Genomic DNA, 14,434 nt, shown 5'->3' with positions numbered 1-14,434 from the left:
TTAATCTTTTAAATATCAACACATTAACAATATAATGGTTGATATTTCATTATAATAAAGTCAATACTTATGCCATTAATTACATGTAGATATAAAACTTTTTTTTGAAGTACTAAAGTTTACCTGCGCGTTTTAAAACAAATAGCAATACAATTGGTACAGCCAATAATATTACCATGAGTAAGTTACGCTCAAACAACCATGATGCCATAAATAATGTTAATATATAACCACCAATAGCACCACCAAAATGCGCATCATGACCAATGTTGCCTAAACGTGTTTTCATGCCATAAATTGAATATAATAAATAACCAATACCAAAAACATATGCAGGAATTGGTATTGGAATAAAAAACATGTACAAACTCATTTCTGGTCTTAGTAAAATGGCAGCATATAAAACACCTGTTACTGCGCCGCTTGCACCTACAGCACTGTAATGATATTCGTTTTTATGAAAATAAAGTGATAATAAATTACCTAAAATTAAACTACCTAAATACACTAAAATAAAACCACCATTACCTAAAAAATCTATAACAATGTTAGCAAAAAAGAATAATGTTATCATGTTAAAAAGCAAATGTTGCATATCTACGTGTAAAAAACCAGAGCTAAACATGCGTATTTGCTCTCCACGTTGTATGCCTCCAACGTGAAACTTATATTTATCTAAAAAACCATAATCATTAAAACCTTTTAATGATACTACTACATTGGCTGCAATTATTACAATTGTTATTATATCTAAATTCATATTGAGTTAACGTTTAAAATTAAAATACCATATTTTTATTTTGTAAAAACATGTACTTTTGCGGCTACAAATCTAAAATTAATTCATGCAATTTATAATTTATATTATTGTTTATCCGCTATTATGGTTTATTTCTAAGTTACCTTTTAAATTGCTGTATTTAATTTCAGATGCTGTTTATGTGTTGCTTTATCATGTTTTTAGTTACAGAAAAAAAGTAGTAACCAACAACTTAAAGCTTGTTTTTCCTGATAAATCTGAAAAAGAAATAGTTTCTATAAGAAAAGCTTTTTACAAACACCTTTGCGATATGTTTTTAGAAATGGCTAAAACAATGTCTATTTCTGAAAAAGATTTAAAAAAACGATTTGCTATTAAAAACCCTGAAGCGTTAAAAAACCTTGAAAATTTAAATAAAAGTATTATAGTTTTATACGGACATTATGCTAGTTGGGAATGGTCTTTAGTAGTAGAAAAGTATATTAACTTTAAAGGACTTGGTGTTTATAAACCTTTGGCTAACAAATATTTTGATAAGCTTGTTAGATCTATTAGAGGTAAATATAATACCGAATTAATAAGCACCAAACAAACTATTAACAGAATTACCCAATTAGAAAATGCAGGCACCAAAACTATAACTGCTTTTTTAAGTGATCAATCTCCACGAGTAACCAAAGAAGTTTATTGGGGTAAATTTATGGGTATTGATGTGCCTTGTTTTACGGGTGCCGAACGTTTGGCTAAAAAACTAGATTTTACTACAGCTTATTTAAAAATAAACAAAGTAAAACGCGGGCATTATGAAGCCGAAGTTATTACGCTTGCTGAAGATTCAAAAAAATACCCAGACTACGCGCTTACCGATTTGTTTTTAGCCGAATTAGAACAACAAATATACAAGCAACCTGCTTACTATTTTTGGACACACAAACGCTGGAAACATAGCCACAAAAAACCTAAATAATTATTTTTTGGGGGTTGTATCTTCAAAATTTGGATTCATTAATACACGCCCTTCTTCTCTTGCCTTCATGTACACTGCTTTTGATGGTCTTGGGCGTATTCTGTATTTTGTAGGATACCCTGTTTCCCTAACAAAATCGTCTGGTGTTCTTTGTGTTGGTAAAAAATCGTTTGTGGTTTCACGCATGGTTTTTAATTTCATACGCATTTCATTTAAAACAAAATCATAATCGTTATTCTGCGCTAAATTATGCAACTCATAAGGGTCTTTTTCAATATCATAAAGTTCTTCTTCTGGCCTTGGTATTTCAAAACAATGCATTTGTGCTTTGGTTAAAGTACCTTTATTGCGCTCTTCCTTCATGCTTTTCCATGTTAAATCTCTAATAATATCTGCAGATGGCGTGTTTGGTAAATCTGGATAATAATTTTTAATGTACTTATATTTGCTGGTTCTAACAGCACGTGTATAATCTTCAAAATCATGAAAATGATCTTCAGCATACACATAATCTCTTACTTTTTTGCTTGTATCAATAAGTGTTGGTAGTAGATTAACACCTTCAAATTCAGGCAATGCTTTTAAACCTGCTATTTCTAAAAATGTTGGCGCAATATCAACTGAGCTTACTAAATTGGTATTTACAGTACCTGGTTTAATTTTAGCTGGCCATTTAATTATCCATGGTGTTTTTATACCACCATCATACAAGGTTGTTTTATCTCTTGGAAAAGCTCTACCGTTATCTGAAATAAATAATACAACGGTGTTTTCAGCAACGCCTTGTTTTTCAAGTTCTGCCATTACTTTACCAATGTAATCATCCATTCTAGAAATTTCATCATAATATAGGGCAAAATCTTTTTTTGTAGCTTCAGTTTCTGGCATGTATGGAGGAATTACAGCATCATCTGGACTGTAAGGATTATCACTAATACCCTCATAAAACGGACGGTGAGCATCAAAAGAAGCTAACCACGTAAAAAATGGTTTGTCTTTTGGTCTTTCTTTTAAAAGTTTAATCCATTCATCGCAACCACTGCCATCTCCTTTTAAACGTCTATCTAAACCAATTGGCGCGTCTATCCATTGCATTTCTAAAAGTGTATCAAAATCATCTCTTACAGGATCTCCCATATGATATTTACCTGCTAAACCTGTCCAATACCCTGCATTTTTTAAAGCCTGTACAAACGTGTTTTTATTTTCTGGTAATGGCCATGACAATTGTTCGGCATCAGTGTTGTGCGGATATAAGCCTGAAACAATACTTGTTCTGCTTGGGCTACAAGAACTTGTTGTTAAAAATGCTTCTTTAAAAAGCATGCCTTCATTAGCCATTTTATTTAAATGTGGTGTTTTTACACTTGGGTGCCCGTAAGGTTGTGTATCATCCCAACTAACATCATCTGCAATTATTAAAACTATGTTTGGTTTTTCAGTTTTTTGTGATGTATTTTTTTTTGAATTACACGATGTAAATACAATTGTAAAACAAGCTAGAACGTAAAATAAGTAGTTTTTTAATGTCATGGTAATATTGATGGTTTAGGTAAATTTAACCATAAAAAAAGGCCGTTTATACAAACGACCAATATTTACATAATTTCGATATTATTTTACTAATGTAGTATTTTAAATACCAGCAATATCACTAAGTTCTGTAATAAATTTATTAGCTAAGGCATCGGCTTCATCTTGTGATTTTGCTTCGGTATAAATTCTAATAATAGGCTCAGTGTTACTTTTTCTTAAATGTACCCAGTTTTCAGGAAAATCTATTTTTACCCCATCAATGGTTGTTAGTTGTTCATTTTGATATCTGTTTTCTATAGTTTTTAAAACAGCATCAACATCTAATTCTGGTGTTAATTCAATTTTCTTTTTACTCATAAAATAGTTAGGGTATGTGTTTCTTAGCTCACTAACCGTCATTTTCTTTTCAGCTAATAAACTTAAAAATAGCGCCACACCAACAAGTGCATCGCGCCCATAGTGAGATGATGGGTAAATGATACCACCGTTACCTTCGCCACCAATAACTACATTATTCTTTTTCATTAATTTAACAACATTTACTTCGCCTACAGCACTTGCTTCATAGGTGCCTCCGTGTTTTTCAGTTACATCGCGTAAAGCTCTGGTAGAACTCATGTTGCTTACTGTGTTTCCTGGTGTTTTACTCAATACGTAATCTGCACAGGCTACTAAAGTATATTCTTCACCAAACATATTGCCATTTTCATCCATAAAGGCTAATCTATCTACATCAGGATCTACTACTATACCAAAATCGGCATTGTGTTTTTTTACAGCCTCAGATAAATCGGTTAAATGTTCTTTTAAAGGTTCAGGGTTATGCGGAAAATGTCCGTTTGGTTCACAATACAATTTAATAACTTCAACACCTAAACGCTCTAAAAGTAGCGGAATTGCTATACCACCGGTTGAGTTTACACCATCAACAACCACTCTAAAATTAGCTTCTTCAATAGGTTTTACGGTTACTAAAGGTAAATCTAGCACTTCAATAATATGTAAATCTATATAAGCATCATTTTTAGTGATTTTTCCTAAACTATCAACGTTAGCAAAATCTGTGGTATTACTTTCTGCTAATTCTAATATTTTAGCACCTTCTTCAGCATCTAAAAATTCACCTTTTTCATTTAGTAATTTTAACGCATTCCATTGTTTTGGGTTATGGCTTGCTGTTAATATTATACCACCATCGGCATGTTCCATTGGCACTGCAACTTCAACGGTAGGTGTTGTAGATAATCCTAAATTAACCACATTAATACCTTGACCTATTAAGGTGTTCATTACCAAATTCTGTATCATTTTACCAGAAATTCTTGCATCTCTACCAACAACCACTGTGTAGTTGTCTTTTTTTCTGTTTTGTTTAACCCACGCACCATAAGCCGCTGCAAATTTAACAGCATCTATTGGAGTTAAATTTTCGCCAACTGCACCACCAATTGTGCCTCTAATTCCTGATATTGATTTTATTAATGTCATAATTATTAGTAGTTTTTGCAAACGTACATAATTTTTTTAGCTTGTATTTTAATTAAACTTAAAAAAATAAGAACAACATATTTACGTGAGGTTACGTAATTTATTAAGGTAATTATTTGTAATTTTCAAAAATGAATTATTTAGCCCACATCTACCTATCTGGCAACAATACCCTAATACAAATTGGCAATTTTATGGCCGATAGTATTAAAGGTAAAAAATACACAACTTACCCAAAAGAGATACAAATTGGTATTTTATTGCATAGACAAATTGATTTTTTTACTGATACACACAAAACTGTAAAAACAAGTAAAAAGAAGCTTCAAAAAAAATATGGGTTGTATTCTGGTATTATTGTAGATATTTTATACGATCATTTCTTGGCTAAAAACTGGAGTAATTATTCAAACACACCACTTGATGTTTATACCACTAAATTTTACAATAATTTAAATAAACATTATGAATTGCTACCAAGCCGCATAAAAAACATGATGCCTTACTTAATTACAGACAATTGGTTATTAAGCTACCAAACCACTAATGGCATTGCTAAGGTTTTAAACGGCATGAATAAGCGCACAAAAAACAGAGCTAAAATGAACGAAGCCATCATTGAACTAAATTTATTTTATGCTGAATTTGAAGTAGAATTCACATTGTTTTTTAAAGAATTAATTGTTTTTGCTGAAAACAAACTTGAAGAAATATCACTACAATTTGAAAATATTAGCTAGCTTTTTAACACCTTTAAATTGTCCTTTTATCTTATTTCTTTTTACAAATGAAATGTATTTAATAAATTAGTATTACAAACGAAATCACCTAACTCCCTATTCTACAGTGAAATTAAAAAAAGTTTTTAAAATTATATTTGGGGTAATTATATTTTTTACCCTACCAACTTTGCTTCTTTTTGGTTTTTTATATTTTAAATATAATGAAGATTTACCACAAGGAACCCAAGGCATTAAAGCCGATGCCCTTGCAAACAAAATGCTAGAGGCATTAAATTATGATGCCTATAAAAATACTGCTAATTTTGAATGGACATTTAAAAAAAGGCACCATTATAAATGGAATAAAGCCCTAAATGAATGTACTGTAATGTGGCAAGAGTATAAGGTTGTTTTAAATTTAAACAACCCAGAAAACCACAGTGCTTTTGTACATAGTTTTAAGGTTGATGGCGATTTAGCTGAAGAACTCATTGAAAAAGCTGTTAAATACTATAATAATGATTCTTTTTGGGTATTTGCACCCTACAAAGTATTTGACGAAGGTGTGCAACGTAAACTTGTAACACTACCTAATAATGAAAAAGGCTTGTTAGTAACTTACACAAAAGGCGGTAGTACACCTGGTGATTCTTACCTTTGGCTACTTGACACAAATGGTAAACCTAAAGCTTTTAAAATGTGGACCTCTATTTTACCAATTGATGGTTTAGAAGCCTCATGGGCAAATTGGACTACTACGCAAAGTGGTGCACAAGTACCAACCTTTCATAAATTACTAATTCTTGGTATTGAAATTACCGATATTGTTGGTGTTAAATAAAACAATAGCTATTTTACTTTTAAAACAATTTATTATTTACTTTTTTGGCCAACAAACTTGTGGGTATCAGATTTAAAAAGCACATTAAAACTGGTTAAACTACCGTAAATTCTTGTAATGTACTGTTGCAAGTCTACTTTTTGTTGTGCATCTAAATCACTAGCATTTATGCGTTGTTCCATAACACGCAATCTATCTCTAACCATTGTTATTTTATGAAAAAATTTATCAATAGGTAACTCATAAGGTTTTAAACTATCATCAGCTGGTTGTAAAATAAGTGTTCCTCCTTTGTACTTATCGGCAATTGCAACAACTTCGGTAGCGTCACTCCATTTCTTTAAAATATTAACCAAGCTTGTTTCAACATCTAAAAAACTAACAGTATCAACATCATCATGCGCTGCTTCAATAACATCAAAATCACTATTTAAATCAATAGTTTCTAATCCATTTTCAATAAATGTAACCCAATAATGTTGTGATGTAACATTGGTTATTACTCCTTTTCCGTATTCAGCATGGTTTATTCTAGAGCCAATTCCTAATAATTTCATATATCTATGTATTTAGTTCAAAATGTAACATCAAAAATAAAATAACCTTTATAATAGCAAAATAGTTAGTACTTTATTTTAACGCTTTTTAATTTCTTAATAAAACGTTAAATTTTTAAAAATAACATTAAAATAACAACCCCTTAATTTAGGTGGTTTAAAACTAGGTTTATCAAAAAAAGAACACAACAACATTCACAAAAAGCACCTTGAAAAACATATGAAAATATTTAACAAGCAGCACACCCATTAAAATTAAGGGGTGTGGGTAAAAACCAATAAAAAAAGGTAAAAGTTAAAGATTTCAAAAGCTATTTTTTTTATGATTTTCATGAATTATTTTCATTGAAAAATCAGTATTAACCATAAAAAATTAACATCATGAAAAAACTAAGTTTTGCCTTATTATTTGTTTTTGGAGTTTCATTTGCAAACAACACAAACCCTAACACCTTACCCCAAAGCGAACCAAAGGTTGGTGATGTTTTAGTTGTAAATGCTACCTCAAACACAAAATACAATCACGTTTTTTTTCCTAAACTAAATTTTATTGTGAAAAAAGGGAATTTAGCAACTTATAAGCCTGTACACGGTACAGAAGTGGTTGTTAAAGATGTAGAAAACAAAAACGGAAACACCTACGTTATTTTAGAGAAAAAGGATAATAGCAAATTCTTTGGCTACGTTAAACAAGTTAAAGCTAATTACAGTAGTTCTTTAAATTCTGGAGAGCTATCTAAAATGTAATAGTTTTAAAATATTTTAATTGACTAACTCACATAAAGCTGCATATATATGCAGCTTTTTTATTTAACAATTTTTAATATTTAACATAAACTACAAGCTATTTTTTTAAGAACGAAAGTTGTAAATTAGCACTTTTGCAAATTTATGAGTGAGTTTACAGATTTTATTGAAGTAAAAGGCGCCAGAGCCCATAACCTTAAAAATATTGATGTTGCTATTCCTAGAGAAAAGCTTGTAGTTATTACAGGGTTATCGGGTAGTGGAAAATCGTCTTTAGCATTTGATACTATTTATGCTGAAGGACAGCGTCGTTACATTGAAACCTTTTCTGCATATGCACGCCAATTTTTAGGAGGATTAGAACGTCCAGATGTTGATAAAATTGACGGCCTCTCACCTGTTATTGCTATTGAGCAAAAAACAACTAGCAAATCACCACGTTCTACCGTTGGTACTATTACTGAAATTTATGATTTTATGCGCCTCCTTTTTGCGCGTGCTAGTGATGCTTACAGTTATAATTCAGGCGAAAAAATGGTAAGCTACAGTGATGAGCAAATTAAAGAACTCATAAAAAAAGATTTTGAAGGTAAACGCATAAATATTTTAGCACCTGTAATACGCTCTAGAAAAGGACATTATCGTGAGCTTTTTGAGCAAATAGCTAAACAAGGCTTTGTGAAAGTAAGAACCGATGGTGAAATTAAAGACATCACCAAAGGCATGAAACTAGACCGTTACAAAACGCATGACATTGAAATAGTTATTGACCGATTGGTTGTAAACAACACACCTGACAACGATAAACGCCTTACCGAAACCATAAACACCGCCATGTATCATGGCGAAGATGTGCTAATGGTTATTGACCAAGACACACAAAAAGCACGTTATTTTAGTCGTAATCTAATGTGCCCAAGCTCTGGTATTTCATACCCAAACCCTGAACCCAATAATTTTTCATTTAACTCACCAAAAGGTGCTTGCCCAAACTGTAATGGTATTGGCGAACTTTACAAAGTAAACCCTAGCAAAATTGTACCAGATAATACACTTTCAATTAAAAATGGCGCATTAGCACCCCATGGCCCTGAAAAGAAAAGTTGGATTTTTAAACAATTTGAAACCATTGCTCAACGCTTTGATTTTAAATTAACTGATGCATACAAAGACATTCCTGAAGAAGCTAAACAAATGATTCTTTACGGTGGAAACGAAAAGTTTACCATTGAAAGTAAAACATTAGGTGTTACAAGAAATTATAATATAGATTTTGAAGGAGTTGCTAACTTTATTGAAAACCAATACAAAACAGCCGAGTCTACGTCATTAAAACGATGGGCAAAAGATTATATGGACAAAATTAAATGTCCTGAATGCGAAGGCAGTCGTTTAAAAAAAGAATCACTTTACTTCAAATTAAACAATAAAAATATTGCTGAACTAGCTAACACTGATATTATTGAGCTTGCTAATTGGTTTAAAGATTTAGATAAACACCTTTCTAAAAAGCAACTTAAAATAGCCGAAGAAATTCTGAAAGAAATAAAAGCTAGACTCCAATTTTTATTAGATGTTGGTTTAGATTATTTGTCTTTAAACCGAAGCTCAAAATCACTTTCTGGTGGCGAAGCACAACGCATTCGTTTAGCAACACAAATTGGTTCTCAACTGGTTGGCGTGCTATATATTTTAGATGAACCTAGTATTGGTTTACACCAACGCGATAATGAAAAACTTATAAATTCATTAGTATCATTGCGTGATATTGGCAACTCTGTAATTGTTGTTGAACATGATAAAGATATGATAGAACGTGCCGATTATGTAATAGATATAGGCCCAAAAGCAGGTAAATTTGGTGGCGAAATTATAAGTAAAGGCAATGTAAAAGAACTTAAAACACACAACACACTTACAGCACATTATTTAAATGGCACAAAAGCTATAGAAGTACCCAAAAAGCGCAGAAAAGGCAATGGTAACTTTTTAGAGCTAAAAGGCTGCACGGGTAATAATTTAAAAAATATATCGGTTAAATTTCCGTTAGGTAAAATGATAGGTGTAACTGGTGTTTCTGGCAGTGGAAAATCTACCTTAATTAATGAAACGCTCTACCCTATTTTAAATGCACATTACTTTAATGGTGTAAAAAAACCCATGCCCTACAAAAGCATTAAAGGTTTAGAGCATATTGACAAAGTTATAGACATAAACCAATCACCTATTGGGCGTACACCACGTAGTAACCCAGCAACATACACAGGTACTTTTAGCGAAATTAGAAGCCTGTTTGCTAAAACACCCGAAGCCATGATACGCGGTTACAAGCCGGGGCGTTTTAGCTTTAATGTTAAAGGCGGTAGGTGCGAAACTTGCCAAGGCGGTGGTTTAAGGGTTATTGAAATGAATTTTTTACCCGATGTTTATGTAGAATGTGAAACTTGCCAAGGCAAGCGTTTTAATAGAGAAACTCTAGAAATAAGATACAAAGGAAAATCTATTAGTGATGTTTTAGAAATGACTATTAATGAAGCTGTTGATTTTTTTGAACACATTCCTAAAATTTTCAAAAAACTAAAAACAATTAAAGATGTTGGCTTAGGGTACATAACGCTTGGACAACAAAGCACTACACTTTCTGGTGGTGAAGCACAACGCATTAAACTAGCCACAGAACTTAGCAAACGTGATACCGGAAACACATTTTATATTTTAGATGAACCAACCACCGGCCTTCATTTTGAAGATATTCGCGTACTAATGCAAGTTTTAAATAAATTAGCTGACAAAGGTAATACCGTTTTAATTATTGAGCACAATTTAGATGTTATAAAAGCCGTTGACCATATTATTGATATTGGTTATGAAGGCGGTAAAGGCGGCGGACAAGTAGTTGTTGAAGGCACACCCGAAGAAGTTGCTAAACATAAAAAAAGTTACACTGCTAAATTTCTTAAAAAAGAATTAAATTAGTCTGCACTACTATCAAAGCAAAACAATGTATTTTGCAAGTGTGTTTTCAGAAAAAAATAAAATAAAATATTGAAAATTATATGAGAAAAGAACTGCACCACAAAGGTTGGAACGAAATTAAAACAAACGATTCTTGGGCAATTTTTAAAATAATGGGAGAATTTGTTAATGGTTTTGAAAAAATGAGTAAAATAGGACCTTGTGTATCTATTTTTGGCTCTGCAAGAACAAAACCAGACCACAAATATTATAAACTTACCGTTGATGTTGCCGAAAAAATTGTACAATCTGGTTACGGTGTTATTACTGGTGGTGGCCCTGGTATTATGGAAGCAGGAAATAAAGGAGCGCACCTTGGTGGCGGCACATCGGTTGGTTTAAACATTGAATTGCCTTTTGAACAACATGACAACCCATACATAGACCATGATAAAAATTTAGATTTTGATTATTTCTTTGTGCGTAAAGTTATGTTTGTTAAATACTCACAAGGTTTTGTTGTTATGCCTGGTGGTTTTGGTACACTTGATGAACTTTTTGAAGCCATCACACTTATTCAAACACATAAAATTGGAAAGTTTCCAATAATTTTAGTGGGCACAGACTTTTGGGAAGGCCTTCTAGATTGGGTTAAAAAAACACTTTTAGATACCTTTAATAATATTAGCCCTAGCGATTTAGATTTAATTCACCTTGTTGACACTGCTGAAGAGGTTACTGAAATTTTAGATAATTTCTACAAACAATCGCAGCTTAGTCCTAATTTTTAAAAACACATAAAGCTACAAGCTAATTAATACTTACATAAAGTGATGTTAAGCTTGTAGTTTACTTATTTTGCTATATTGCAACCCCTTCAATATACTATTAACCTTTAATGTTTGCTAAATTTGAAGTTTCACTTTTTTAATTTTTTATTAATATCATTTACCTGTTGTTTACACAGTTTTAGTCAGAATAAAATTGACATAAAAGCTGCTTTTGATGTTGATAATAGAAACATAAAAATTTCACAAAACATAACATATTTCAACACTTCGCAAGACACATTAAAAACAATATACCTAAACAATTGGAGTAATAGTTACGCTACAAAAAAAACACCTTTAGCTAAACGTATTGCAGATGAGTATATAAACGATTTTCACCTTGCAAAAAGTGATGAACGTGGTTATAGTGTTGTAACTTCAATAACCCAAAATAATACGGCAATAGCTTATTGCGAACTGGAAAAACACCCAGACATAATTAAAGTAGATTTACAAGAACCACTTTTACCAAACACATTTTATAATATATCTTTAAATTATATTGTTAGAATTCCTGATGCTAAATTCACAAAATACGGCATTACAAACACCGGTGATATTAACTTAAGATATTGGTATATAACACCTGCTATTTACAACGGTAATTGGCAGTTTTACAGTAATAAAAATTTAGATGATTTGTATGTGCCTACTGCTAATATTTCTATGGAAATTGAATATCCGAAAGGCTATTTCGTTGCTTCAGAATTAAACACAGATAACCACACCCAAAACCATACAAATCAAACAATTACACTTTCGGGAAAAAACAGGGTTAATTCAAAATTATTTCTAACTAAAAACAAAATATTTAATACGGTTCAAAATGACAATATTGCATTAGTTTCTAGTATTAATGATGAAAAATTAGAGGTTATAGAAAAGGTTTTAATTACCGAAAAAATATTAAGTTTTATTGAAACAAATTTGGGTAAATACCCGCATGAAAAACTACTTCTAACACATGTAGATTATGACAAAAACCCTATTTATGGTTTAAACTTTTTACCAAAATTTTTAAAACCATACCCCAAAAATTTTCAATATGAATTAAAACTCTTAAAAATTTCATTATTAAATTATTTAGAAAATACGCTGTTAGTTAACCCACGCAAAGACCATTGGTTAATTGATGGCATCATGGTGTATTACTTAATGAAATATGTTGATGAACAATACCCAAACATGAAGTTTTTAGGATCTTTTGCCAATATTTGGGGCGTTAGGTCTTTTCATGCTGCAGATATGCAGTATAATGATAAATACAACCTTGTTTTTATGCTCATGGCCAGAACTAACCGCGACCAAAAGTTAACCATGGCTAAAGATTCATTACTAAAATTTAACACCAACATTGCTAATAAATACAAAGCTGGTATTGGTTTAAAATATTTAGATGATTTTGTAAATAATAATATTGTTGAAAACACCCTATCAGAATTTGTAAAAACCAACAAACTGCAACAAACTAATGCACTTGCTTTTAAAAATCTTATAAAATCTAAAACCACAAAAAATATAGATTGGTTTTTTACAGATTATATAAACACACGTAAAAAGATAGATTTCAAAATTAAAAAGATTTCAAAAACTGAAGATTCTGTAACCATAACTATTAAAAACAAACGCAACAATAGCATGCCCATATCATTGTATGCGCTAAAAGATGATAGTATTGTTTCAAAAACGTGGGTACAAAACATACAATTTAATAAAACACTAACTATACCTCGTAATAATGCCAATAAACTAGTTTTAAACTATAATGAAGTTATTCCTGAAATAAATATAAGAGACAATTGGAAATCTCTCAAAGGTTTCTTTTTCAACAATAAACCGCTACAATTTAGGCTGTTAAAAGACATTGAAGACCCACATTATAACCAAGTGTTTTTTATGCCCGTAGTAGAATTTAATAATATTTATGACGGATTAACTCTGGGTGTTAGAGCCTACAATAAAACCGTTTTACGTAAATTATTTAATTATAAAATTGAACCGCGTTACGCTTTAAAATCTAAATCTTTAACTGGTTCTGCCTCAATTTCAAACACGCATTATTTAGAAAACACCAATTTATACGCAATAAATTACGGTATTTCTGGAGGTTATGCCTCATATGCTGAAGATTTATTTGTTAGAAGAGTAACACCTTCATTATCATTTCTATTTAGAGATGATAGTGATTTTAGATCAAACAAACGGGCTTCTTTAGTATTTAGATATGTTGATATTCACCGCGATAAAGATGTAAATAATATACTAACATCAGATGAGCCCAACTACAGTATTTTTAATGCCAGATATATTAACTCTAATGATAATTTAATAAACTTTAACAAGTGGTATGCCGATTTTCAAATAGGAAAAAAATTCAGCAAATTATCGTTTAACTACGAATACAGAAAGCTTTTTGAAAGCAACAGGCAATTAAACATAAGGTTTTTTGGCGGTATGTTTTTAGAAAACAACAATGACCCTTCTTCAAACTTTTTCAGTTTTGCTTTAGATAGACCAACCGATTATTTGTTTGATTATAATTATTTAGGAAGATCTGAAGACACTGGAATTTTTAGTCAGCAATACATCACAGCCGAAGGTGGTTTTAAATCTAAGCTAGAAATACCCTATGCCAACCAATGGATATCAACCATGAATGTTAGTACAACCCTCTGGAAATACATTTTAGCATACGGTGATATTGGTTTCATAAAAAACAAACACAAGTCTGAGCATTTCATGTATGATTCTGGAATAAGACTTAATTTAGTAACCGATTATTTCGAAATATACTTCCCTGTATACTCCAATTTAGGTTGGGAAATTGGTCAGCCTAATTATGACCAGAAAATACGCTTTAAATTCACCGTAGATCCGCAAGTGCTACTTGGCCTGTTTAGAAGGCGATGGTTTTAATAATTATTAAATTATTATCAGTAAAACAGTGTTTTTTATTAAAAATATTCATTTAAAAACACTCATATTGAATATTTTTAAATATTCAACAACAACTTAGCACTTCAATATCTTG

Annotated in this window: 11 protein-coding genes; 7 read left to right on the top strand and 4 right to left on the bottom strand. The window is 31.2% G+C overall.

Going from position 1 to position 14,434, the window contains the following annotated elements; genetic code table 11:
• Positions 1–112: 112 nt before the first annotated feature.
• Positions 113–760, bottom strand: coding sequence for a rhomboid family intramembrane serine protease (locus FUA26_RS01560; protein WP_147130743.1), 648 nt, complete (start codon positions 758–760; stop codon positions 113–115).
• 85 nt (positions 761–845) lie between these two features.
• On the opposite strand from FUA26_RS01560, the gene FUA26_RS01555 reads away from it, so the two are divergent.
• The gene (locus FUA26_RS01555; protein WP_147130741.1) at positions 846–1,727 is read left to right on the top strand and encodes a lysophospholipid acyltransferase family protein; all 882 of its coding nucleotides are present in this window, start codon (positions 846–848) and stop codon (positions 1,725–1,727) included.
• On the opposite strand, the gene FUA26_RS01550 is transcribed toward FUA26_RS01555, so the two are convergent.
• Both FUA26_RS01550 and glmM read right to left on the bottom strand, forming a co-directional pair.
• Positions 1,728–3,260 carry a sulfatase family protein gene (locus tag FUA26_RS01550; protein ID WP_147130739.1) on the bottom strand — a complete coding sequence of 511 codons (1,533 nt, stop codon included), beginning with the start codon at positions 3,258–3,260 and terminating at the stop codon, positions 1,728–1,730. It abuts the gene before it with no gap.
• Positions 3,261–3,362: 102 nt separating this feature from the next.
• A complete protein-coding gene (gene glmM, locus FUA26_RS01545; RefSeq protein WP_147130737.1) occupies positions 3,363–4,751 on the bottom strand; it encodes a phosphoglucosamine mutase in 1,389 nt (462 codons plus the stop codon).
• A gap of 131 nt (positions 4,752–4,882) precedes the next feature.
• Between glmM and FUA26_RS01540 the strand changes: the two genes are divergently transcribed.
• Positions 4,883–5,491, top strand: coding sequence for an acyl carrier protein phosphodiesterase (locus FUA26_RS01540; protein ID WP_147130735.1), 609 nt, complete (start codon positions 4,883–4,885; stop codon positions 5,489–5,491).
• 106 nt (positions 5,492–5,597) lie between these two features.
• A complete protein-coding gene (locus FUA26_RS01535; protein WP_147130733.1) occupies positions 5,598–6,314 on the top strand; it encodes a hypothetical protein in 717 nt (238 codons plus the stop codon).
• A 32-nt stretch (positions 6,315–6,346) separates the two neighbouring features.
• Here the strand turns inward: FUA26_RS01535 and FUA26_RS01530 are convergent, their stop codons facing one another.
• Entirely contained in the window at positions 6,347–6,871 is a 525-nt protein-coding gene (locus FUA26_RS01530) for a hypothetical protein (protein WP_147130731.1), read from the bottom strand.
• Between the two features lie 381 nt (positions 6,872–7,252).
• On the opposite strand from FUA26_RS01530, the gene FUA26_RS01525 reads away from it, so the two are divergent.
• The 4 genes from FUA26_RS01525 to FUA26_RS01510 all read left to right on the top strand — a co-directional run bounded on the left by FUA26_RS01525 (position 7,253) and on the right by FUA26_RS01510 (position 14,319).
• Positions 7,253–7,618 (top strand): hypothetical protein, encoded by a 366-nt coding sequence (locus FUA26_RS01525; protein ID WP_147130729.1) that lies wholly within the window; start codon positions 7,253–7,255, stop codon positions 7,616–7,618.
• A 144-nt stretch (positions 7,619–7,762) separates the two neighbouring features.
• On the top strand, positions 7,763–10,594 hold the full coding sequence (gene uvrA, locus FUA26_RS01520; protein WP_147130728.1) for an excinuclease ABC subunit UvrA: 2,832 nt from the start codon (positions 7,763–7,765) through the stop codon (positions 10,592–10,594).
• Positions 10,595–10,674: 80 nt separating this feature from the next.
• A complete protein-coding gene (locus FUA26_RS01515; protein ID WP_147130726.1) occupies positions 10,675–11,364 on the top strand; it encodes an LOG family protein in 690 nt (229 codons plus the stop codon).
• A gap of 120 nt (positions 11,365–11,484) precedes the next feature.
• Positions 11,485–14,319, top strand: a complete 2,835-nt coding sequence (locus FUA26_RS01510; RefSeq protein WP_246109048.1) for a gluzincin family metallopeptidase — start codon at positions 11,485–11,487, stop codon at positions 14,317–14,319.
• Positions 14,320–14,434 lie beyond the last annotated feature (115 nt).

Source organism: Seonamhaeicola algicola (genome assembly GCF_007997385.1).
Taxonomy (GTDB): domain Bacteria; phylum Bacteroidota; class Bacteroidia; order Flavobacteriales; family Flavobacteriaceae; genus Seonamhaeicola; species Seonamhaeicola algicola.
The sequence above is the reverse complement of the archived record's forward strand: the minus strand, read 5'-3'. Positions and strand labels throughout refer to the sequence as shown.